This window comes from Actinomycetospora chlora (genome assembly GCF_039542135.1).
Classification (GTDB): Bacteria; Actinomycetota; Actinomycetes; order Mycobacteriales; family Pseudonocardiaceae; genus Actinomycetospora; species Actinomycetospora chlora.
In genome coordinates this window covers 144,034-165,055 of the sequence record NZ_BAABHO010000003.1, presented here as the reverse complement: position 1 = coordinate 165,055, position 21,022 = coordinate 144,034, and the positions used below count along the sequence as shown (strand labels likewise).

Sequence of the window (21,022 nt, the reverse complement as noted above, 5' to 3'; positions counted from 1 at the left end):
GAGCCTAGGGTCGGGACGGCTCAGTACGAGGACGGCAGGCCCAGGCTGCGCTGGGCCACGAAGTTCAGCACCATCTCGCGGCTCACCGGTGCGGTCTTGAGCATGCGGGCGAGGAACCACAGGTCGGCGAGGCCGTACTCGAGGGCGAGGCCGTTGCCGCCGTGGGCCTGGATGGCCTGGTCGAGCGCGCGCAGCGAGGCGTCCGCGGCGGCGAACTTCGCGATGTTCGACGCCTCGGCCGCATCGGCGCCCGCGTCGAACAGCTCCGCGGCGCGCGCGGCCATCAGCCGGGCCTGCGCGACGCCGATGTAGGCCTCGGCGAGCGGGTGCGCGACGCCCTGGTGCGCGCCGATCGGCACGCCCTTCCACACCGTGCGCTGGGTCGCGTACGCCGTGGCCTTCGCCAGCGCGTAGAGCGCGATGCCGTTGCTGATGGACGCGGCGGTGATGCGCTCGGGGTTGAGGCCGGAGAATACCTGGCGCAGCCCGTTGCCGTCGTCGCCGATGAGCGCCTCGGGGCCGAGGGGGACGTCGTCGAACCACACCGTGAACTGGTGCTCGGGCTGCACGAGCGCGGCCTCGATGGGCTGCCACGTCAGGCCCGGCGCGTCGGTGGGGACGACGAACAGGCTCAGTGGCCGGCGGGCGCCGTCACCGGGACCCGCGCCGCTGCGCGCCACGACGAGGATCGCGTCGGCCTCGTCGACGCCCGAGGTCCAGTACTTGGTGCCGCTCAACCGCCAGCCCTCGCCGTCCGCACGGGCGGTCGTCGTGATCTCGTGGGAGTTCGACCCGGCGTCGGGCTCGGTGATCGCGAAGGCCATCTTCAGCGAGCCGTCGGCGATGCCGGGCAGCCAGCGCTGCTTCATCTCGGGCGAGCCGTGCCGGGCGAGGATCGTGCCGCAGATCGCCGGGGAGATGACGGTCATCAGCAGCGGGCAGCCGGCGGCCGACGCGGCCTCGACCACCACCGACAGGTCGCCGAGCGTCCCGCCGCCACCGCCGTACTCCTCGGGCAGGTGCACCCCGAGGAACCCGGCCGCGCCGAGCTCCTTCCACAGCGCGGTGGGCTCCTCGTGCGCGCGGGCCCGCTCGACGAAGTAGGCGTGCCCGTAGCGCGAGACGAGCGCCATGACGGCGTCGCGCAGCGCCGCCCGCTCGTCGGTCTCGGGGACGATCGAGGACTGGTTCACGCGGGCTCCCGGGGCTCGGTTTCTCATCCAGGATAAAAAATGGCAGGTGCGGTGTCTACGGCATCGACGACCCGCCGCCGACGGCCACGACCTGCCCGGTCACCTGTCGGGCCGCGCGCGACGACGAGAGCCAGACGACGGCGTCGGCGACGTCCTCGGGGGTGGTCAGCCGCCGCAGCGGGGTCTGGCGTCGCACGTACTCGACCTGGTCGTCGTCGAACACCGCGTCCCGGCCGCCCGCCCACAGGCTGGCCGCACCGACCGCGCCGTCGGGGGGCAGCACGAGCCCCGGGCACACGACGTTGGACCGGATCCCGCGCCGCCCCTGCTCGCGCGCCGTCGTGCGGGCCAGGGCGATGAGCCCCGCCTTCGTCGTGCCGTAGACCCCCTGGCGGATCGCGCCGAACGCGGCGTCGGAGGAGATGAACACGATCGACCCCGCCCCGGCGTCGCCCATCGGCCCGAGCACGGCCTGGGTGGCGTCGATCGCGGTGTAGAGGTTGGTCTCGATCGTGCGCTGCCACAGCGCGCGGTCGGTCTGCTCGGTGAGGAAGCCCGGGACGCTCCAGCCGGCGTTGTTGACGAGGACGTCGACCCCGCCCCACGCGTCCACCGCGGCCCCGGCGACCCGGGCGCCGGCGCCGTCGGTGGTCAGGTCGATCTCGACCACCTCGAGCGCCGCGGCGCCGAGGTCGAGCGCCTCCGCGCGCACCGCGGCGGCCTGGTCGGCGTCGCGGTCGGCGAGCACGATGCGCGCCCCCTCGCGGGCGAACCCGTGCACGATGCCTCGGCCGATGTTCGACGCCCCACCGGTGACGATGACGCGGGCCTGCGCGAGCGCGAGGTCCATGAGCACTCCCGTGTACGGTTAATCGTCGTTAGAAACCGGAGTGGAGGCTAGCGGTGGGCGAGCGGCTCGTGGGGTCCGGACCGGTGCTGCTCGACGTCGACGAGCGCGGTGTCGCGCGGCTGCGCCTCAACCGCCCGGAGGCCTCCAACGGGCTCGACGTCGACCTGCTGGCCGCGCTGCACGACGCGGTGATGACGTGCCACGCGCGCCCCGGCCTGCGGGTGCTGGTGCTCAGCGGTGAGGGCCGGCACTTCTGCGCCGGCGGCGACGTCAAGGTGTTCGCCAGCAAGGGCGCGGGCCTGCCCGACTACCTGCGCGAGGCGACGTCGCGGCTGCAGATGGTGGTGGCGGGGCTGCTCGCCCTGCCGGCGCCCGTGGTCGCGTCGGTGCACGGGTTCGCGGCCGGCGGCGGCGGGTTCGGGCTGGTGTGCGCGGCCGACCTCGTCGTGGCCGCGGAGTCGGCGCGCTTCCTCGGTGGGGCCACGCGCGTCGGCATGGCGCCCGACGCCGGCGCGACGGTGACGCTGCCGGCGCTCGTCGGGCTGCGCAAGGCGCTGGAGATCGCGCTGACCAACCCGGTGCTGACCGCGACCGAGGCGCTCGACGCCGGGCTGCTCACCGCCGTCGTGCCCGAAGGCGAGCTGGCCGCGCGCACCGAGGAGCTCGTCGCGACGCTCGTCGCGGGCGCGCCGCGCGCCCTCGCGGCGACCAAGTGGCTGATGTGGTCCGGGCTCGGGGCGCGCGTGGAGGCGCAGCTGCCCGAGGAGGCCCGCACGGTCTCCGAGCTCTCGGGCAGCGCCGACGCGCGCGAGGGGCTCGACGCCGTCATCGAGCGGCGGGCCCCGCACTTCACCGGCGACTAGCGACGCCGGGCGAGACCCCGCCGCACCACGTGCTGCGTCGTCGCCACGACGTCGGCCAGCGGCCCGCGCTCCGGGTTCCACCACTCCGGTGCGGTGTTCAGCGCGCCGAGCACGAGCATGCGCGCCGCGCGCGCGTCGACGTCGGCGGTCAGCTCGCCGGCGGCCACGGCGTCCTCCACCAGCCCGCGCCACACGTCGGCGTACTCGCGCTGGCCGACGAGCTGGCGCTCGCGGATGTCGGCGGGCAGCTGGGCGGCGTTGCGGATGGCGGCCAGCGCGAAGTCCGAGCGGTCCAGCACGACCTCGAGGTGCGCGGCGATCGCCCGGTCGATCCGCTCCAGCGCGCCCGCCCCGGCGGGCAGCGCCTCGAGCGAGGCGACGACGTGCGCGTGCGTCGCCCGCTGCCCGACCGTGACGACCTCGGCGAGCAGCTCCTCGCGCGAGGACCAGTAGTAGTAGACGGCCGGCGCCTGCACGGCCGCGACCTCGGCGACGTCGACCAGCCGCGTGCCCGCCCAGCCCTTGCGGCTGAGGATCTGCGCGGCCGCGGCGAGGATGCGCTCGCGGGTGCGGGCGGACTTGCGCACGGGCGCGATCCTAGGGCTGGTCGAGCGACTCCTGTGCCGGTGCGCCGTCGGCGTCGCGCCAGCGGTGCAGCGACGGATCGAGCAGCGAGCGCAGCACCGCGTCCGGGGCCCACACGATCGACTCCAGCTCGAGCGCGTCGAGGAAGCGCACGGTCCCGGTGCGCAGGTCCTCGAGCCGCAGGCGGGTGCCGTTGCCGGAGTGGTCGACCGCGACCGACACGCTGGCGAACTCGTTCGCGACGGTCTCGCTCACAGCAGGAACGACATCGTCGGCAGGGCGCGGTCGCTGTCGACGAGCACGACGGTCTTCGCGGCCATCCGCAGCTCGCCGTCGACCCGCCGGAGCCGGTGCGTGACGCGACCGACCCACCACGTCCGCCCGCGGTCCCGGGACTCGAGCACCTGCACGACGGAGCCGACGACGGTGTCGTCGCCCTCCTGTCCGAGCACCTCGACATTCGTCACCGAGCGACACAGCCGCGACGGCGGGCGCTGCGAGTGCCGGCGCCCGGTCTGCAGCTGGCGGATGCGCGTGGCGATGCGGCTGCGGTTGTCGAAGACGATCGACATGTGCGTCCGCGGATCGGCGTGCTCGTCGACGGGCACGTGGTAGACCGCGTCGTCGGTCCAGAGCGCCTCCCACTCCTCGAGCGCGAACGCGTCGGCGAGCCGGGCCTCGCGGTAGAGGAACGCCTCGGCCTCGCGGAGGTCGATGTCCTGCTCGACGCTCGTCACGTCATCTCCGACGGTCGAGCTCCGCTGCGCTTCGTCTCCATGAGCTCCAGGTAGTGCGCCCACATCGCCCGCATCGACGTCTCGTCGGTGGCGGTGCCGACGGTGAAGCCGTCGTCGTCGACGCGCTCGCGGTGCAGCCCGCGGGACAGGTCGAGCCACTCCGGCTGCCGGGCCGCGACCCCGCGCTGGTTGCGCTCGTACATCTCCGCGTCGTCGGCGAGCAGCATCCCGGCCGGGCCGACCGACCCCACGCACTGCGTCACGAGCCGGCGGTTGAGGTCGGGCGCGTCCCGGAACTGGATCGCGGTGACGTGCTGGACGGTGCGGTCGACCGCGAGCGGCTGGATGGTGAAGAGCTGGATCTCGGCGATGAACAGGTTCGGGAAGACCATGACGTGCGGCGCGCCGTCGATCATGATCTCGTCGGCGGCCGCGGTGCCGTGCGTCGCGCGCATCGCGGCCGCGTAGTCCGGGATCTTCGCCTCGGGCGTCCCGGCCCAGCCCATCGGGACGCCCATCTTCCGGAACTCCGGCCGCAGGTCGTTCTCGGTGTGCCCGCCGCCCAGCGCGCGCGTCACCGCGCTCGACCGGTCGCTGTAGAGCGCGCCGATACCGCTGCCGGAGATCGAGAAGATCGACGAGTGCACGAACTGCGGGTGGTAACCGTCCGTCTCGTTCTCCACGAGCATCTTCCAGTTGGCCGTGACCTCGTGGCGCACCCAGCCCGCGGTCAGCTCGACCTCGCCGGCGGGGGAGAGGCGGCAGAGCTGGTCGAGACGGTCGGCGGCCGCGCCGAGGTGCTCGCGCAGCGTCGGACCCTCGGCGGCCAGGCTCGCGAACACGAAGCCGCGGTACGAGGCGACGCGCGGCGCCGCGGCCAGGCCGGGTAGCTCGGCGCGAGCGCGCGAGCCGCCGTAGCCCTGGTTGAACGGGAAGCCGAGCAGCTCGCCGGTGTTCGCGAACGTCCAGCCGTGGTACGGGCAGCGGAACGACCCGGCGTTGCCGCGGTCGGCGTCGCACACGAGGTTGCCGCGGTGCGAGCAGCGGTTGTGCAGCACGTGGATCGAGCCCGCCCGGTCGCGGGTCATGACCACCTGCTGCGGCCCGATCGTCGTGCGCACGTAGTCGTTCGGCTCGGGCACCTCGCTCTCGTGCCCGACGTAGACCCACGTCGAGTACCAGATGCGCTCGAGCTCGCGGGCGTAGATCCCGGCGTCGGTGTAGAGCGATCCGTGCACGGCGTCGGGGCGCACGAGCGAGCGGAGGCGGTCGGCCTCCGGGTCGACGTCGACGGTGGTCATCGGGCCTCCTGGACGCAGTGTCTGGACACAGTGTCCAGGTTCAGGGGGCGTCGCGGTAGAGGGCGTTCCAGACGATCGCGGTGAAGGCCTCGACGGCGTCGTGGGCGGCGGCGTCGTCGGTGCCGCGGAGCATCCGGTCCAGCCCGCGCTCGGCCATCGACGTCAGCATCTGGGCGGTCGGGCCGGGCGGGAGGTCACGGCGCACGCGCCCGGTCGCCTGGCCGGCGCGGATGTGGTCGGTGATCTCCTCGACGTAGCGGCCGGTGAGGTCGCGGAACACCTCGCGCACGGCCGGGTCGTGCGTCGACGAGTCGATGACGGCCCGCATGAGCTCGGCGTGCGGCCGGTACGTCGCGACGATGACCTCGGCCCGGGCGCGCAGCTCCGCCCGCGTCGCCGGCGGCTCGTGGCTCCACCAGCCGCGTCCGGCCGCGAGCAGCTGGTCGACGACGTCGGCCGTCAGCTCGCGCAGGAGCTGCCCCTTGTCCGCGAAGTGCACGTAGAACGTCGAGCGCGAGACCCCCGCGCGCCCCACCAGCCGCTCGACCGACAGCTCGGTGAACGTCTCGCCCTCGGCCAGCAGCGACTCCAGCGCGCCGAGGAGCTTCGCGAGGTTCTCCTGCCGCCGCCGGGCACGCGCGCCGTGCGCTCGACGGGTCACCGACGCCACGGCGCGCAGGCTACTTCTTGTGCCGAAATCTGTTGCTCGTTAGATTCTAACGAACGTTAGAGGAGGTGGCCGTGACGGCTGTGGTGATCCCGGAGTGCGACCCGACGCCGCTCGACCGCGCGTTCGCGGTCCGCTGGTACGACGGCTGGATCCGGGCGTGGAACGAGAACCGGCCGGAGCTCTGCCGCGAGCTGCTGACCGACGACTTCGTGCTCGACAGCCCCACCACGCGCCACACCGGCTGGCACGTGCAGGGCCCGGCGGCTGCCGAGGGCTACATCGGCTACGTCCTGGGCGCCTACCCCGACCTGCAGTGGGAGGTGACCGCCCCGCCGCTCTACGCCGACGACCGCGCACGGGCGGGGTTCCACTGGCGGGGCACCGGGCACTTCACCGGGCGCCTCGACCCGCCCGGCATCGAGGGCACGGGCCGGGCGTTCGCTTTCGCGGGCCTCGAGGTCTTCGACTTCCGTGGCGACCGCGCCTGCTACCTCAACGCGACCTACGACCTGCACGGGCTGATGAAGCAGATCGGCGTCGGGCGGGGAGCACGGTCGTGAGTGCGGTCGTGAGCCTGCGCGCGCTGCTCGACGACCGGTGCGCGACCGCGCCCGACGCGGTCGCCGTCGAGCCGGCCGGCCGGCCCGGCGAGGGCACGACGTGGACCGCGCTGCGCGAGCGGGCGCAGGCCGTCGCCGCGGCGCTGGTGCGCGACGGCGTGGACGTCGGCGAGCGGGTCGTGCTCGTGGCGCGCAACGACCCGGGATACTTCCCGCTGCTGTTCGGCGCCGGCCTGGCCCGGGCGGTGCTGACGCCGCTCAACCCGCGCCTGGCCGCCGACGACCTCGCGGCCATGATCGACGACGCGGCGGCGACGACCGTGCTCGTCGACGAGCCCGCCGCGGCCGCCCTCGCCGCGGTGCTCGCGGACCGTCCGGGGGTGCGGCGGGTCGTCGCGCTCGGGGCGGTCCCGGCGGGGTCCGACTCCTCGTGGCGCGCCCTGGCCGAGTGGGCGGTGCCGGCCGCGGACCCGCAGCGCGCGCCGGCGCCGGACGACGACGCCTTCCAGCTCTACACGTCGGGCACCACGGGCCGACCCAAGGGCGCGGTGTTCGCGGGCCGCAACCTGGCCGTGCTGACCGACCGGATCGCCGAGGCGTGGGGCTTCCGCGACGGTGACGTCAGCCTGGTCGCCATGCCCCTGTTCCACATGGGTGGGCTGGCGTGGGCGCTGGCCGGGATGGCGCGCGGCGCGCGGGCGGTCGTGGTCCGCGACTTCGTGCCCGCCGACGTGCTCGACGCGATCGAGCGGCACGGCGTGACCACGGCGTTCTGCGTGCCCACCATGCTCGCCGCCCTGTGCGCGGTGCCGGGCGTCGACTCCCGCCCGCTCGGTCTCCGGCAGATGATCTACTCCGGCTCGCCGATCGGTGAGGACGCGCTCAAGCGCGCGATGGTGGCGCTGCGCTGCGACTTCGTGCAGATCTACGGGCTCACCGAGGCCACCGGCGCCTTCGCGCAGCTCTCCGCCGCGGAGCACCGCGAGGGCGGGCCGGCGCTCGCGTCGGCCGGGCGCCCGTACCCGTGGACGGAGCTGCGCATCGTCGACCCGGAGAGCGGCGCCGACGCCGCGCCCGGCGCCATCGGCGAGATCCGCACGCGGTCGGTGCAGAACATGGTCGGGTACTGGCGGCGCCCCGAGGAGACGGCCGCGGCGCTCACACCCGACGGGTGGTTGCGCACCGGCGACCTCGGCCGGCTCGACGCCGCCGGGCGGATCCACCTCGTCGACCGTGCCGGCGACCGCATCGTCACCGGCGGCGAGAACGTCTACCCCGCCGAGGTGGAGCGGGTGCTCGCCGCGCACCCGGACCTCGCCGAGGTGGCCGTCATCGGCGTGCCCGACGAGCGCTGGGGCGAGGCCGTCAAGGCCGTCGTCGTGCCGGTCGCGGGGTCGGTGCCCGACCCGGCCGAGGTCGTCGCCTTCGCCCGCGCGCGGCTCGCCGGGTTCCAGAGCCCGAAGTCCGTCGACGTCGTCGACGCCCTGCCGCGCACCGCGACCGGCAAGGTCATCAAGCCCGCCCTGCGCGAGCCATACTGGCGCGGTCATGGCAGGCGCATCCACTGAGCGGGCCCTCGGCAAGGGCGACCTGACGCGGCGGCGCATCCTCGACGCGGCTGCCGCGGAGATCGCCCGCCACGGCCCGGCCGGCGCCGGCCTCGGCGCCATCGCCGAGGCGGCGGGGCTGCGCACCGGGAGCCTGTACTTCCACTTCCCGTCGAAGCAGCACCTCATCTCCGCCGTGCTCGAGGAGGGCATCCGCGCCTCGCTGCAGCGCCTCGACGCGGCCATGGCGGCTCCGCAGCGCGCGACGCCCGCGGAGCGCCTGCGTGCGGGCATCACCGCGCACCTGCGCGCCCTGGCCGAGCTGTCGGACTACGCGGTGGTGGTGCTCGCCCCGCAGTTCGCGGCGCTGCACCGCGAGGTGCCGGGCTTCCGCGCGCTGCGCCGGGAGTACCTGCGGCGCTGGGCCGAGCTGGTGGCCGCGGCGCAGGACGACGGCACGCTGCCAGCGGGTCCGGACCCGGCCGAGGTCCGCGACCTGCTGCTGGGCGCGCTCAACGCCGCGGGCCTGGCCGGCCAGCCGCCCGCCCGCACGGCCGAGGTCGTCGCGGCGCTGCTGCGCCTGCCGTCCTAGCGGCCCCGGAAGTCCGGGCGCCGCCGCTCCACGAACGCGGTGATGCCCTCGCGCGCGTCGTCGGTGGCGCCGGAGGCGGTCATGTGCCGGGTCTCCTCGGCGAGCTGGTCGGCGAGGTCGGTGTCCTGGCTCGTGAGCAGCAGGCGCTTGATGTGCCCGAACGCGCGGGTGGGGCCGGCGGCGAGGGTCGTGGCCACCTCCTGGGCGCGGGCGGCGAGCTCGGCCGCGGGCACGACCTCGGTGACGAGACCGGCGTCGAGTGCCTCGCGCCCGGTGAGCACGCTGTTGAGCAGGAACATCTCCTGCGCGCGCCGCATCCCGACCAGACGTGGCAGGTACCAGGTGTTCGCCCCGTCGGAGGCCAGGCCGATCGCGCCGTAGCCGACGGCGAACTTGGCGTCGTCCGCGGCGATCACGACGTCGGACACGTGCGCGAGCCCCAGCCCGCCGCCGGCCAGCGCGCCGTGCACCGCGCAGACCACGGGCGCGTCGAGCGTCGCGAGCCGGTCGAGCGTCACGTGGTAGCGGTCGATGATCCCGCGCAGCCGCGCGGGGATGTCGTCGGCGTGGCGCGTGAAGTAGGCGAGGTCGCCGCCCACCGACAGGCTCCGGCCCGTGCCGCGGATCAGCACCGCGCGCACGGCCGGGTCGTGCGTGGCGCGGAACGTCGCCTCGTCGAGGTCCTCCACCATCGTCGGGTCGATGGCGCCGCCCGCCTCGGGGCGGTCCAGCTCGATCGTCGCGAGGCCGTCGGTGACGTCGTAGCGCACGACGCGCAGCTCCCGCCGGCCGGCGGGCGTCGAGCGGTCCTCGTGAGATCCCAGGGAGGCGGCCCAGCGGGCGCTGTCGGTGTACTGCCGCAGCCCGGTGACCCGGCCGTCGGCGGCGAACGTCAGGACGTGCGCGAACGCGGCGTCGAGCGGGCGCCCGCCCTCGCGCGCGGTGCCCGTGTAGCGCCCGAGCACCACGAGGCCGCCGTCGGCCAGCGGCAGGAACTCCGCGGGCTCGGCGCGGACGCGGTAGTGGCGCCCGATCGCCCACCAGAAGTCGTCGATCATGGCGTCGGCGCCGGCGTGGGTGCCGCCGAGGCCGTGGGGGAGGCCCTCGGTGGCCTGCCCGGTGAACCCGGGGTCGAGCAGGCCCTCGAGCGCGGGACGGTCGCCCGCCGCCAGGGCGTCGTACAGCGCGCGCACGGTCTTCTCGGGCTCCGTCACGGGCGGACCTCCCATTCTTCTAATGTAGATTAGAACACGCAGCGACAGAGGAGTCACCGTGCCCGAGTCACCGGTCCTGACCCGGCTCGAGGGCCCGCCGGGTCATGCTGTCGGGAACGTCGTCCTGAACCGCCCGCAGGCCCGCAACGCGATCACGGTCGCGCTCGCGGACGGGCTGCACGACGCGCTGGTCGACCTCGCCGGGCGGGCGCGCGTCGTCGTGGTCCGGGGCGCCGGCGGCCACTTCTGCGCGGGCGGCGACACCGACGAGGTGACGCGGCTGGCCGCCGAGGGACCCGACGCGCTGCGCCGGCTGTTCACGGCGTTCCACCGCGCGTGCTCGGTGGTGGCGACGCTGCCGGTGCCGGTGGTCGCCGCGGTCGAGGGCTCGGCGGCGGCGGGCGGCTTCGAGCTCGTGCAGGCCGCCGACGTCGTGGTGGTGCGCGACGACGCGGTGCTCGCCGACAACCACGCCCGCCTCGGCCAGGTCCCCGCCGGTGGCGGCTCGCAGCGGCTGCCGCGGGCCCTCGGCGCGCAGCGCGCCCTGACGCACATCCTGCTCGGCGAGCGCCTCACCGGCGCCGAGGCCGTCGGGCTCGGGCTCGCGTGGCGCAGCGCGCCGGCCGAGGGGTTCGAGGCGCTCGTGACCGAGGTCGTCGAGCGGCTGCTCCGGACCGACCCGGGCGCGACGGCGCGCACCAAGCGGCTCGTGCACGAGGGGCTGCGTCTCCCGCTCGAGGACGGTCTGGCGCGCGAGACCGACGTCGTCCTCGAGCACCTGGCCGACCCGGCCGTCGCCGCCCGTCTCGAGGCCTTCCGCCGCCGGTGAAGCTCTGTATTCTTCTCGCGACTAAAAAACGGGGGACACGGCGCCGGGAGTGATCAGATGGGTGCGAGCCTCGACGAGCGACGCGACGTCCTGCGGCGGCGGTTCGCGACCTGGACGCCGATGACGCTGCACGAGCGGCTCGCCCGGTGCGCCGAGGAGTTCGCCGACCGCCCGATGGTGATCACCGACGACCGGACCGTCACCTACGCCGACATCGCCGCGTGGACCGAGCGGCTGGCCGACGGCCTGGTCGCGCTCGGCGTCCGTCCCGGCGACCGCGTCGGGCTCGTCATGGCCAACTACGTCGAGTTCGTGCCGTTGAAGTTCGCGATCTCGCGCGCCGGCGCCGTCGCGATCCCGTTCAACTACCTCTACCGCACCGACGAGCTGCGCTACGTCCTCGAGCAGTCGCAGTGCACCCTGCTGATCACGATGACCGGCTTCGCCGGGCTCGACCACCTCGGGATGCTCGACGAGATCGCTCCGGGCTGGGACGGGGGAGAGCAGACGGCACTGCCGGAGCTGCGGGGTGTCGTGACCCTGTCGACGGATGGCCGTTCCCGCGAGGGCGTCGGGAGCGTCGAGGACCTGGAGCAGCTCGGCCGCGAGCACCCCGGCGGCAGCGCCGACCGCGGTGCCGATCAGACACCGGGACCCGACGACGTCGCCGACATCCTCTACACGTCGGGCACCACCGGCTCGCCCAAGGGCGTGCTGATCACCCACGACGCGAGCCAGCGCACCGGCTACGCGTCGGCGCTCACCCGGGCGTTCGAGGACGGCCGGCGCATCCTGTTCTCGCTGCCCTGCTACCACATGTTCGGCTACGTCGAGGGCCTGATGGCGGCGATGATGGTCGGCGGCGCGATCGTCCCGCAGACCGCGTTCGACCCCGGCCGCTACCTCGAGGGCATCGAGCGCCACCGCGCCACCGACATCCTCTGCGTGCCGACGATGACCGTCGCGCTGCTCGAGCACCCCGACCTCGCGACCCGCGACCTGTCCAGCCTGCGCGCGATCCTCTCCGGTGCCGCGCCCGCCCCGGTGTGGCTGTGGGAGAAGGTGCGCGACACCCTCGGCGTCGACGAGATCGTCACCGGCTACGGCATGACCGAGCAGGGCGGCGCGATGACGCTGACGCTGCCCGAGGACCCGTTCGAGCGGCTCGCGGGCACGGTCGGGCGGGTGAAGCTGGCCGGCTCGGCGGGGCTCCCCGGGACCGGGGACCTCACCGAGTACCGGACGATCGACGTCCTCACCGGCGACCCGCTGCCGATCGGCGAGGAGGGTGAGCTCGCCGCGCGCGGGCCGACGAACATGCTCGGCTTCTGGCGCAAGCCCGAGGAGACCGCGGCCGCGCTGGACGACGAGGGCTGGGTGCGCTCGGGCGACCTCGGCTACGTCACCGGGGACCGCTACGTCGTGCTCACCGGGCGCAGCAAGGAGCTCTACAAGTCCGGCGGCGAGCTGGTGATGCCGAAGGAGGTCGAGGAGGTCCTCTCCCGGCACCCGGGGGTCAGCCAGGCCTTCGCGGTCGGGGTCGCCGACGAGCGGTGGGGCGAGATCGGCGTCGCCTGCGTGGTGGCGAAGCCGGGGGTCGAGGTCACCGGCGACGAGCTGATCGCGCTGTGCCGCGAGCAGCTGGCGCGGTTCAAGGTGCCGCGCCGTGTCGTCTTCGTCGAGGCCACCGACCTCCCGACCACCCCGACCGGCAAGGTCCAGAAGTACAAGCTCGCGCGGATGGTGGCGTCGGAGGAGCCCGCTCAGACGGGCGTCGTCACCGGGTAGCGGGCGGCGACCTCGTCGGCCACCAGCGCGGCCGTCTCGGCGCAGGCGGTGGTGCCGCCGTTCGCGAACTGCTTCACCGCGTCGCCGACGTTCCACAGGTTCGCGATCGGTGTGGTGTGCGGGAGGTCGTGACCGGCGACCGCGCGCTGCGGGGGCCACGCGTCGCGCCACACCGTCGTCGACAGCACGCGGGCGCCGTCGAACCCCGGGATCTGCTCGCGGAGGTCCTCGTGCAGCAGCTCCAGCTCGCGGTCGGCGTCGAAGTCGCCCGTCGCGGGCTCGGGCACCGACGTGCCGTTGTAGAGGTGCCAGCCCTCGGGTGCCATCTCGGGGCAGGTCGCGGTGAAGTTGGCGACGTAGCACATCCGGCGGGTGGTGGCGAAGCTCAGGAGGCCCGGCGCCTCGACGAGCGGCTCCCGGCTCGCGAAGTTCACGACGAGCATCGCGCACGGCGTGGTGTCGACGGTCGCGGTGTGGTCCGCGGGCAGGCGGTCGCGCCCGACGAGGTCGGCGGTCGCGGCCGGACCGGCGTCGCTGACGGCCACGCGGCAGGAGACGTGCACGGGCTGCCCCCCGCGGACCACCGTCGCGCCGGCCACGGTGCCGTCCGGGCCGAGGTCCACCGACGTCACCTCACTGTCGAGCCACACCTCGCCGCGCCCGCTGCCCTCGATCGCGTCGGCGAGCGCGCGCCAGACCCCGATCGTACCCTCGGGGCAGAACCCGAACTTCTTGAACGCGCTGCGCCGGGTGAAGTACGTGAGGAACACGGCCGCGGGCAGGTCCTCCGACGACACCGCGAAGATCGACGCGCACATGTTGCGGAAGATCCCGTGGACCTTCTCGTTGCCCGTGTACCGCCGCACCCAGTCGGCGGTGGAGAGCTCCGCGTCGGGCAGGCCGTCGTCCGTACGGGCGGCGCCGAGACCGTCGAGCAGCTTGGCGCCCTGCCGCGTGAGCTTCGAGAGCAGGAAGCCCCACCCGCCGCCGGTGACGTCGACGTCCTTGCCGCCGAGGCGGTACAGGATCGGGGGCTTCGCCGGGCGCACGTCGAACCGCGCGCCGACCTCGGCGAACGTCTGCTCGGTGATCCCGCCCGTCTCGATGACGATGGCGCCGTTGTTGACCGTGAAGCCGTCGATCACCTCGCTCGACGCGCGCCCGCCGACCCGGTCGAGGCGCTCGACCACGAGCGTCCGGTACCCGCGGTGGGCCAGCCGGGCGGCGGTGAACAGGCCGCCCGCCCCCGCTCCGATCACGAGGACGTCGGTGTCGTGCTGCTCCATGGCTCCGGATCGTTGCCCACGCCGCCGATTTTTTCTAGTCTGGATTCAAGAACGGGGGTGGTCACCGGTGCACGTCGGGATGGGGCTGTTCTTCCAGGGGCTGGAGGAGGGCCGCGACGACCACGACGTGGTGCGTGGCGGGCTCGCGCTGGCCGACCAGGCGGAGCCACGCGGCTTCGGCTCGATCTGGACCGCCGAGCACCACTTCACGCGCTACCACATGATGCCGAACCCGGCGCAGCTGTTGACCTACCTCGCGGGCCGGACCACCCACGCCCGGCTGGGCACGATGGTCATGGTCCTGCCGTGGCACGACCCGGTGCGGGTGGCCGAGGAGATCGCCTGGCTGGACTCGGTGTCGGGCGGGCGCGTGGTGCTCGGGCTGGGGCGCGGCCTCGGGTCGGTCGAGTTCGACGGGTTCCGCCTCGAGATGGGGGAGTCCCGGCAGCGGTTCGTCGAGTACGCGACGGCGATCTCCGGCGCGTTCGAGACCGGGGCGGTCGAGGCCGACGGCGAGCTCTACCGCCAGCCGCGGGCGGAGCTGCACCCGCCGGCCGTCACGACGTTCCGCGGACGCACCTACGCGTCGGCGGTGTCGCCGGAGTCGGCGCGGATCATGGCGACGCTCGGCTACGGGCTGATGCTCATCGCGCAGAAGCCGTGGGCGGTGACCGTGCGGGAGACCGCGGAGTACCGCGAGCTGTTCCGGGAGATCCAGGGCGTGGAGCCGCCGGCGCCGGTGCTGGTCAACTTCACGACGGTCGACCCCGACCCGGCCCGCGCCCGCGACCTGCACGACGAGTACGCGACGGCCTACGCGCGCTCCACGATCGACCACTACGGGTTCACGGACGCGCGCCTCGAGCACGTCCCGGGCTACGAGTACTACGCGGGCCTGCGCCGCAACATCGACAAGCACGGGCTGCCGGCGTTCAACCGCTTCCTCGCCGACCTGCAGATGGGCGGGACGCCGGCGGAGCTGGTCGAGCAGACCGTCGAGCGTGTCCGCGCGCTCGACGCCGGCGGCGTGGTCAACCTCTTCTCCTTCGGCGGCATGCCGCAGCACGTGGCGCAGCGGGCGCTGGAGGTCTACGCCGAGCAGGTGCTGCCGGAGCTGGCCGCGGTCGACCCGCACCGGGACATCGCGGCACCGGCTCAGAGCGCGTACCCGCCGTCGACGTCGATGGTCTGACCCGTGATCCAGCCGGCCCGGTCCGACACGAGGAAGGCGACGACCTCGGCGACGTCGTCCACCGAGCCGAAGCGGCGCAGCGCGAGGTTGCGCCGCGCGGTGTCGAGCAGCTCGTCGGTGTAGTCGCCGCGCGCGACGAGCTCGCGCCACATGCCCTCGCCCTCGACGAGGCCCACCCCGACGCAGTTGGCCCGCACGCCGTAGCGGCCCTCCTCGGCGGCGATCCCGCGGACGGTCGCGGCGATCCCCGCCTTCGGCGCCGACGACAGCGCGTCCTTCTTCGAGTACCGCTCGATCGCCGGGGTCACGAGGGCGACGAGGCTGCCGCGGGTCGCCCGCAGCACGGAGAGCGACGGGTGGAACAGGTTGTAGGCGGCGACGGTGTCGCCGAGGATCTGCTCGCGGTAGCGCTCCGGGGTGATCGCCGAGAGGTACCGCATCGGGATGTGCGGACCGGACGCGTAGACCACCGCGGACGGCGGCTCGGGTGTCGCCGTGCGGACGACCTCCGCGGTGGCGTCGGCGTCGGTGAGGTCGAGCGCGACGGTGACCGCCCGGCGTCCCGCCGCCTCCACCTCGGCCGCCGCGGCGGCCGCGGCCTCGGGGCGGGTGCGGTAGGTCAGCGCGACATCCCACCCGTCGGCGGCCAGGCGGCGCCCCACGGCGCGTCCGATGCCGCCCGACCCGCCCGCCACCAGCGCCCAGGGTCCGCCCACGGGCCGACCCTAGGGGTCGGTCCTCACACGAGGGCGGAGGCGTGGCGCGGGCGGCGGGCGACGAAGCGCCAGGCGTCGTCGCTCTCGGTGCCGTCGTCGAGCTGGTTCCAGCCGCTGACGAACACCCCGAGCTCCGAGAGCACGCGGACGGCCACGGCCTGCGCGATGCCCGGGCGCACCCCGGGGGCGGCGCCGCGCGGGGCCAGCGGCATCGACCAGACGACGCGCGCCTCGCGCCGGCAGCGCAGCGACCAGCCGGCGTGCGCCGTCGGCGCGTCGCGGAGCAGCTCGAACTCGTCGGCGCCGCCCGTGTCGACCTGCGGGGCTGCGGCGCGGGGACCGGGGACGGCGGCGAGCGGACCGATGACGTCGAGGTCGCGGTTGGTGATCATCATCGGGCTCCTCCCGCCGGGGCGATACACAGCAGACATGTATCGGATTGCGAAACGTTAACGTCGTCACAGCTCGGCAAGCAATACGGACGGTATCTCGATCGCCGAATGGTCCGGGATCGACGCCAGCTGTGAGCCACCCACTTGGCCCAACGATGCTGTCTCTGCGTCAGAGTCGGCGCTCCTCGGTCGGCGCTGACCTGCCCGTGACACGTTGCGTAGCGATACACCACGTTTGTGTATCGCCCGGTTCGGGTCACCTTCGTGGCGTGCCTCCCGCCGATCCCGGCGCCGGGCCCGCCCCGGCTGCTCCCACCGCCTCCGGGCGCACCCGGCCCCCGTCCGACGGGTCGTCGAACGGTCGCCCGCGCAACGCCGAGATCGACCGGCACGTCCTCGAGGTCGCCCTGCGGCACCTGCGCGCCGGCGGCCTGCCGGGACTGTCGGTCGCGGCCGTCGCCGAGGAGGCGGGGACGACCCGCGCCGCGGTCTACCGGCGCTGGGCCGGGCGCACGGAGCTCGCCCTCGCCGCGCTCGGCACGATCGCCCACGACCCCGAGCCGGCGCCGACCGGCGACCCGTTCGAGGACCTCGTCGCCGAGCTCGAGCGCTTCCGGCACTTCGTCGCCACCCACGACGCGACCGCGCTCGTCGCGGTGATGCTGCTCGAGGGCACGGACGGGCGGGTGTGCGAGCACGTCCGGGAGCAGCTCCTCGCGCCCCGTCACCGGCGTCTGCGGGCCTGCCTGCGGGCCGGGGTCGAGGCCGGCGCCGTGCGCGCCCAGGCCGACCGCGGCACGGCGGAGGACCTGCTCGCGGCGTCGTGGCTGGCGCACGCCCTGCGGGGCGAGGACCTCCCGGACGACTGGGCCCACCGCACCGCGAGCATGGTCTGGGCGGCCTGCGGGGGCGTCCCTCACGCCTCGTGACGGCCGTTCTACGCAACTGGTTGCGACGGATGGGTGATTCGGCGTCCAGGAGGCACGCCGCACCGATTGAGTGATCGAGTCTCGGCCCGCGGCAGCCGATCCTCGTGGCATGACCGCGACACCCGACCTCGCCCCCCTCGACAGCGCCCGGATCCGTGCCGGTGTCGCGGCCGTCCGCGACGCGATGCGGGACGGCTCGCTCCACCACCACCCCGACGCCGTCCCGGGACAGCGCCGGACGCCCGCGCTCGACGTCGTGCGCCTCTGGGCCGCGGGCCGCGACCTCGACGTCCAGCGCGAGCACTGCCCGGACTGCGCCGCCGAGCCCGTCGCGCCCCGCCCGCGCCGCAGCAGCTAGCCACGTGAGCAGTTGCGGCCCGTATACGGGCCGCAACTGCTCACGCAGGACGGTCGGCCTAGACGTCCACGGACGCCGCCTCCGGGTCCGCCGACGCGCCCCGCACGGGGAGCGTCGCGAACACGGCGGGCGGCTCCGACCACGGGTCGGCCAGGGTGCCGGCCTCGGCGGCGCGGATCGTGCGCCACACGCGGTCCGGCGTGAGCGGCATGTCCACGTGGCGCACCCCGAGCGGCGCGAGGGCGTCGACGACGGCGTTCTGCACCGCCGGGGTGGACCCGATCGTCGCGGCCTCGCCGATGCCCTTGGCGCCCAGCGGGTTGTAGGGCGTCGGGGTCTCGGTGCTGGCCGCTTCGTAGCTCGGCAGCTCCGCGGCGGTGGGCAGCAGGTAGGCCGCGAAGCTCCCCGTCGTCGGGTTGCCGTCGTCGTCGTAGGAGAAGCCCTCCCACAGCGCCTGCGAGATGCCCTGGGCGAGCCCGCCGTGCTGCTGGCCGGCCACGAGCGTCGGGTTGAGCACCGTGCCGCAGTCGTCGACGGCGACGTGGCGCACCGGCGCCACCCGCCCGGTGTCGAGGTCGACCTCGACCACCGACACGTGGGCGCCGAACGGGTAGGTGGCGCCGGGCTGCGACTCGTCGCGGGCCTCGGTGAGCGACACCCCCTGCTCGGCGGCGGCGGCCGCGACCTCGCGCCACGACAGCGCCCGGTCGGGCACGCCGGCGACGCCGAGGCCCTGCTCGACGGGGGTGATGTCGTCCACGTCGGCCTCGAGGGCGGTCGCGACGACCGCGCGGGCCCGCTCGAGCACCGTGTCGGCGGCGACGAGCACGCTCGACCCCGCCAGCTGTAGCGACCGTGACCCGCCGGTGCCGCCGCCCCGCGGCACCGCCGCCGTGTCGGACTGCACGAAGCGGACCTTGTCCATCGGGATCCCCAGGCGGTCCTCCACGATCATCGCGAACGACGTCGCGTGCCCCTGGCCGTGCGCCGAGGTGCCCACCGACACCGTCGCCCCGCCGTCCTCGTCGACGCTCACGGCGCCGTACTCCTGCGTACCGCCCCCGGCCGTGACCTCGACGTACACGGCGAGACCAATCCCCAGGGCCACCCGGTCGCCGCGCTCCCGGCGCGCGGCCTGGTCGCGACGCAGGTCGTCGTACCCGGCGATGGCGAGCGCCTTGTCCAGCGGCGCCGCGTAGTCGCCGGAGTCGTACAGCGACCCCGTCCGGGTGGTCAGCGGGAACTCGTCGGGCTGCAGGAAGTTCTTCCGCCGCAGCTCGGCGGGGTCCATGTCGAGCTCGCGGGCGGCCATGTCGACCAGCCGCTCGAGCATCGCCGCGGCCTCCGGGCGGCCGGCGCCGCGGAACGCGCCCATCGGCGTCGTCGTGGTCAACGCCGCCGCGGCGTCGTAGGCGATGGTCGGGATGCGGTAGACGCCCTGGGCCATGTTGCGCGTCGGGCCGAGCGCCAGGGCGCCGCCGAAGCCCGCGTACGCGCCGGCGTCGCCCACCACCCGGGCGCGCAGCCCGGTGATCGTCCCGTCGCGGCGCAGCCCGAGCTCGCCGTACTGCACCTGCCCGCGCCCGTGCGGCATCGCCGTGAGGTTCTCCGAGCGCGTCTCGGTCCAGGTCACGGCGCGGCCCAGGCGCCGCGCGGCCTCGATCACCACCGCGTGCTCGGGCGCCATCCCGGCCTTGCCGCCGAAGCCACCGCCGACGTCCGGCGCGACGACGCGGACGCGGTCGGTGTCCCAGCCCCACTGCGCGGCGACCTGCCCGCGCAGGCCGTGGGGCATCTGCGTGGAGACGTGGACGGTCATGTCGTGGGGCCCGTCGGGGGCGCCCGGCGCCGCCGTCACCGCGTTGCCCTCCATCGGCGCGACGGCCAGGCGCTGGTTGACGATGCGCGCGCGCACGACGACCTCGGCGTCATCGAGCGGGGCGACGTCCTCGGGGTCGCGGAAGCCCGCGGCGAGGTTGCTGCCGAGCTCCTCGAACTGCAGCGGCGCGCCGTCGGCCAGCGCGGCCTCCGGGTCGACGACGGGCTCCAGCGGGTCGTAGTCGACCTCCACCAGCTCGGCGGCGTCGACGGCCTCGGCGCGGGTGGCCGCGATGACCGCGGCGACCATGTCGCCGACGAACCGCACCTTGCTGCGCGCGAGCAGCGGCCGCGCGCACGCGTCGTTGAGCACCATGAACGGGCGGTGGTCGGGCATGTCGGCGAGGTCGTCGCCGGTGAGGACCGCGACGACCCCGGGCGCCTCGCGGGCCTTCGCGGCGTCGACGGTGCCGACGCGCGCGTGGGCGAGGGGAGAGCGGACGAAGACGCAGTGCAGCGTCCCGTCCGCGACGATGTTGTCGACGTAGGTGGCGTGGCCGCGGATCAGCTCCGGATCCTCGACGCGCCGCACGGCCGTTCCCATGATCGAACCAGGCACGCGTCGACGGTAGGCCTTCGAGTGCGCTCGAACGCAAGTGCGGCGGGCGCCGACGGGGTACAGGCCCGCCATGCCGCTGCCACCACCCGGGCCCGTCGCCCGTGTCCTCGTCACGGGCGCGTCCTCCGGGATCGGCGCCGCCGTCGCCCGCGCCCTCGCCGCCCGCGGGTACCCGACGACGCTGGTCGCCCGCCGGGCCGACGCGCTCGCCGACCTCGCCGGCGAGCTGGGTGGGCTCTCCGGGCTCGAGCACGAGGTGCACGCCGCCGACCTCGGCACCGACGCGGGCCTCGACGACGTCCGCGCCCTGCTCGACGACGAGCGCGTGGTCGGGCTCGTCAACGCCGCCGGGTTCGGCGTCACCGGCCGGGTCGCCGACCTCGCCGACGACGCCGGGCAGCGGGCCGCGCTCGACGGCCTCGTGCGGCTCAACGTGCTCGCGCTGCACGACCTCACCGTCGCCGCCGTCGGTGCGCTGGTGCGGCGCGCCCGGGCGGGGGGCCCGTCCGGCGCGGTCCTCAACGTCTCGTCGATCACCGCGTTCCAGCCCCTGCCCGGTGCGGCGAGCTACGCCGCGAGCAAGGCGTTCGTGCAGTCGTTCTCCGAGGCGGTGCACGCCGAGCTCGCCGGCACCGACGTCACCCTCACCACGGTCAGCCCGGGCCTGACGCGCACGGGCTTCGCCGAGGCGGCGGGGACCGACGCGTTCGACCAGGTGCCCGACCTCGTCGTCGGCGAGGCCGCGGACGTCGCCGAGGCCGGCGTCGCGGCGATGGCCCGCGGCGACCGCAGCATCACCCCGGGCCTGGTCAACCAGCTCAGCGCGCTCGGCGGGCGCTTCACGCCGCGCACCCTGCTGCTGCCCGCGCTGAAGGCCGGCATGGAGCACTTCGGGGCCTGACGGAGAAATCTCGCGGGCCGGTGTCGAAGGAGGCCCGCGCCGGTCGACGGGGTGGTGTCACGATCAGCGCCCACCCCGAGGA

At 74.7% G+C, this 21,022-nt stretch carries 22 protein-coding genes; 10 read left to right on the top strand and 12 right to left on the bottom strand.

Translation table 11 applies throughout. The features are described 5' to 3' along the window. Positions 1–20: 20 nt before the first annotated feature. The gene (locus ABD994_RS03075; RefSeq protein ID WP_345410913.1) at positions 21–1,193 is read right to left on the bottom strand and encodes an acyl-CoA dehydrogenase family protein; all 1,173 of its coding nucleotides are present in this window, start codon (positions 1,191–1,193) and stop codon (positions 21–23) included. Between the two features lie 55 nt (positions 1,194–1,248). Next, entirely contained in the window at positions 1,249–2,043 is a 795-nt protein-coding gene (locus tag ABD994_RS03070; protein WP_345410912.1) for an SDR family NAD(P)-dependent oxidoreductase, read from the bottom strand. 53 nt (positions 2,044–2,096) lie between these two features. Here ABD994_RS03070 and ABD994_RS03065 point away from each other — a divergent pair, with 53 nt between their 5' ends. After that, the gene (locus ABD994_RS03065) at positions 2,097–2,906 is read left to right on the top strand and encodes an enoyl-CoA hydratase/isomerase family protein (protein ID WP_345410911.1); all 810 of its coding nucleotides are present in this window, start codon (positions 2,097–2,099) and stop codon (positions 2,904–2,906) included. On the opposite strand, the gene ABD994_RS03060 is transcribed toward ABD994_RS03065, so the two are convergent. Genes ABD994_RS03060 through ABD994_RS03040 form a run of 5 tightly spaced genes read right to left on the bottom strand, consistent with a single transcriptional unit; the run spans position 2,903 to position 6,199 of the window. Next, complete coding sequence (locus tag ABD994_RS03060) at positions 2,903–3,493, bottom strand: TetR/AcrR family transcriptional regulator (RefSeq protein WP_345410910.1); 591 nt, start codon at positions 3,491–3,493, stop codon at positions 2,903–2,905. The two genes, ABD994_RS03065 and ABD994_RS03060, sit on opposite strands and share 4 nt — an antisense overlap. A 10-nt stretch (positions 3,494–3,503) precedes the next feature. Continuing rightward, a complete protein-coding gene (locus ABD994_RS03055; RefSeq protein ID WP_345410909.1) occupies positions 3,504–3,746 on the bottom strand; it encodes a hypothetical protein in 243 nt (80 codons plus the stop codon). Next, the gene (locus ABD994_RS03050) at positions 3,743–4,228 is read right to left on the bottom strand and encodes an aromatic-ring-hydroxylating dioxygenase subunit beta (RefSeq protein ID WP_345410908.1); all 486 of its coding nucleotides are present in this window, start codon (positions 4,226–4,228) and stop codon (positions 3,743–3,745) included. The genes ABD994_RS03055 and ABD994_RS03050 overlap by 4 nt, the downstream gene beginning before the upstream one ends. Further along, positions 4,225–5,529 (bottom strand): aromatic ring-hydroxylating oxygenase subunit alpha, encoded by a 1,305-nt coding sequence (locus ABD994_RS03045; protein ID WP_345410907.1) that lies wholly within the window; start codon positions 5,527–5,529, stop codon positions 4,225–4,227. The genes ABD994_RS03050 and ABD994_RS03045 overlap by 4 nt, the downstream gene beginning before the upstream one ends. Positions 5,530–5,569: 40 nt before the next feature. Then, positions 5,570–6,199, bottom strand: coding sequence for a TetR/AcrR family transcriptional regulator (locus ABD994_RS03040; protein WP_345410906.1), 630 nt, complete (start codon positions 6,197–6,199; stop codon positions 5,570–5,572). Between the two features lie 71 nt (positions 6,200–6,270). On the opposite strand from ABD994_RS03040, the gene ABD994_RS03035 reads away from it, so the two are divergent. Genes ABD994_RS03035 through ABD994_RS03025 form a run of 3 tightly spaced genes read left to right on the top strand, consistent with a single transcriptional unit; the run spans position 6,271 to position 8,898 of the window. Then, positions 6,271–6,759, top strand: a complete 489-nt coding sequence (locus ABD994_RS03035) for an ester cyclase (protein WP_345410905.1) — start codon at positions 6,271–6,273, stop codon at positions 6,757–6,759. After that, positions 6,756–8,327: an AMP-binding protein gene (locus ABD994_RS03030; RefSeq protein WP_345410903.1), complete on the top strand. Its 1,572-nt coding sequence runs from the start codon at positions 6,756–6,758 to the stop codon at positions 8,325–8,327. The genes ABD994_RS03035 and ABD994_RS03030 overlap by 4 nt, the downstream gene beginning before the upstream one ends. Next, on the top strand, positions 8,308–8,898 hold the full coding sequence (locus ABD994_RS03025; protein ID WP_345410902.1) for a TetR family transcriptional regulator: 591 nt from the start codon (positions 8,308–8,310) through the stop codon (positions 8,896–8,898). Before ABD994_RS03030 ends, ABD994_RS03025 begins: the two co-directional genes overlap by 20 nt. Here the strand turns inward: ABD994_RS03025 and ABD994_RS03020 are convergent. Beyond that, positions 8,895–10,112 (bottom strand): enoyl-CoA hydratase-related protein, encoded by a 1,218-nt coding sequence (locus ABD994_RS03020; protein ID WP_345410901.1) that lies wholly within the window; start codon positions 10,110–10,112, stop codon positions 8,895–8,897. The genes ABD994_RS03025 and ABD994_RS03020 overlap by 4 nt on opposite strands. A 58-nt stretch (positions 10,113–10,170) precedes the next feature. Between ABD994_RS03020 and ABD994_RS03015 the strand changes: the two genes are divergently transcribed. Continuing rightward, positions 10,171–10,941: an enoyl-CoA hydratase/isomerase family protein gene (locus ABD994_RS03015; protein ID WP_345410900.1), complete on the top strand. Its 771-nt coding sequence runs from the start codon at positions 10,171–10,173 to the stop codon at positions 10,939–10,941. A 57-nt stretch (positions 10,942–10,998) separates the two neighbouring features. After that, positions 10,999–12,729 (top strand): class I adenylate-forming enzyme family protein, encoded by a 1,731-nt coding sequence (locus tag ABD994_RS03010; protein WP_345410899.1) that lies wholly within the window; start codon positions 10,999–11,001, stop codon positions 12,727–12,729. On the opposite strand, the gene ABD994_RS03005 is transcribed toward ABD994_RS03010, so the two are convergent. Then, complete coding sequence (locus ABD994_RS03005; protein WP_345410898.1) at positions 12,705–14,015, bottom strand: phytoene desaturase family protein; 1,311 nt, start codon at positions 14,013–14,015, stop codon at positions 12,705–12,707. The genes ABD994_RS03010 and ABD994_RS03005 overlap by 25 nt on opposite strands. Before the next feature lie 67 nt (positions 14,016–14,082). Between ABD994_RS03005 and ABD994_RS03000 the strand changes: the two genes are divergently transcribed. After that, complete coding sequence (locus ABD994_RS03000) at positions 14,083–15,207, top strand: LLM class flavin-dependent oxidoreductase (RefSeq protein WP_345410897.1); 1,125 nt, start codon at positions 14,083–14,085, stop codon at positions 15,205–15,207. On the opposite strand, the gene ABD994_RS02995 is transcribed toward ABD994_RS03000, so the two are convergent. Next, positions 15,171–15,923 carry an SDR family NAD(P)-dependent oxidoreductase gene (locus tag ABD994_RS02995; RefSeq protein WP_345410896.1) on the bottom strand — a complete coding sequence of 251 codons (753 nt, stop codon included), beginning with the start codon at positions 15,921–15,923 and terminating at the stop codon, positions 15,171–15,173. The genes ABD994_RS03000 and ABD994_RS02995 overlap by 37 nt on opposite strands. A gap of 23 nt (positions 15,924–15,946) precedes the next feature. Continuing rightward, entirely contained in the window at positions 15,947–16,318 is a 372-nt protein-coding gene (locus tag ABD994_RS02990; protein ID WP_345410895.1) for a hypothetical protein, read from the bottom strand. A gap of 266 nt (positions 16,319–16,584) precedes the next feature. Here ABD994_RS02990 and ABD994_RS02985 point away from each other — a divergent pair, with 266 nt between their 5' ends. Together ABD994_RS02985 and ABD994_RS02980 are read left to right on the top strand one after the other, a co-directional pair. Then, the gene (locus ABD994_RS02985; RefSeq protein WP_345410894.1) at positions 16,585–17,244 is read left to right on the top strand and encodes a TetR/AcrR family transcriptional regulator; all 660 of its coding nucleotides are present in this window, start codon (positions 16,585–16,587) and stop codon (positions 17,242–17,244) included. 109 nt (positions 17,245–17,353) lie between these two features. Continuing rightward, positions 17,354–17,602, top strand: coding sequence for a hypothetical protein (locus tag ABD994_RS02980; protein WP_345410893.1), 249 nt, complete (start codon positions 17,354–17,356; stop codon positions 17,600–17,602). 58 nt (positions 17,603–17,660) lie between these two features. On the opposite strand, the gene ABD994_RS02975 is transcribed toward ABD994_RS02980, so the two are convergent. Further along, positions 17,661–20,039: a xanthine dehydrogenase family protein molybdopterin-binding subunit gene (locus ABD994_RS02975; protein ID WP_345410892.1), complete on the bottom strand. Its 2,379-nt coding sequence runs from the start codon at positions 20,037–20,039 to the stop codon at positions 17,661–17,663. 70 nt (positions 20,040–20,109) lie between these two features. On the opposite strand from ABD994_RS02975, the gene ABD994_RS02970 reads away from it, so the two are divergent. After that, complete coding sequence (locus tag ABD994_RS02970) at positions 20,110–20,940, top strand: SDR family NAD(P)-dependent oxidoreductase (protein WP_345410891.1); 831 nt, start codon at positions 20,110–20,112, stop codon at positions 20,938–20,940. The last annotated feature ends 82 nt before the right edge of the window (positions 20,941–21,022 follow it).

Bases quoted from the DNA above. Each gene is read 5' to 3' on its own strand.
- ABD994_RS02980 (WP_345410893.1), top strand. From the start codon at position 17,354: ATGACCGCGACACCCGACCTCGCCCCCCTCGACAGCGCCCGGATCCGT.
- ABD994_RS02970 (WP_345410891.1), top strand. From the start codon at position 20,110: ATGCCGCTGCCACCACCCGGGCCCGTCGCCCGTGTCCTCGTCACGGGC.
- ABD994_RS03010 (WP_345410899.1), top strand. From the start codon at position 10,999: ATGGGTGCGAGCCTCGACGAGCGACGCGACGTCCTGCGGCGGCGGTTC.
- ABD994_RS03045 (WP_345410907.1), bottom strand. From the start codon at position 5,529: ATGACCACCGTCGACGTCGACCCGGAGGCCGACCGCCTCCGCTCGCTC.
- ABD994_RS02990 (WP_345410895.1), bottom strand. From the start codon at position 16,318: ATGATGATCACCAACCGCGACCTCGACGTCATCGGTCCGCTCGCCGCC.
- ABD994_RS03025 (WP_345410902.1), top strand. From the start codon at position 8,308: ATGGCAGGCGCATCCACTGAGCGGGCCCTCGGCAAGGGCGACCTGACG.
- ABD994_RS03005 (WP_345410898.1), bottom strand. From the start codon at position 14,015: ATGGAGCAGCACGACACCGACGTCCTCGTGATCGGAGCGGGGGCGGGC.
- ABD994_RS03070 (WP_345410912.1), bottom strand. From the start codon at position 2,043: ATGGACCTCGCGCTCGCGCAGGCCCGCGTCATCGTCACCGGTGGGGCG.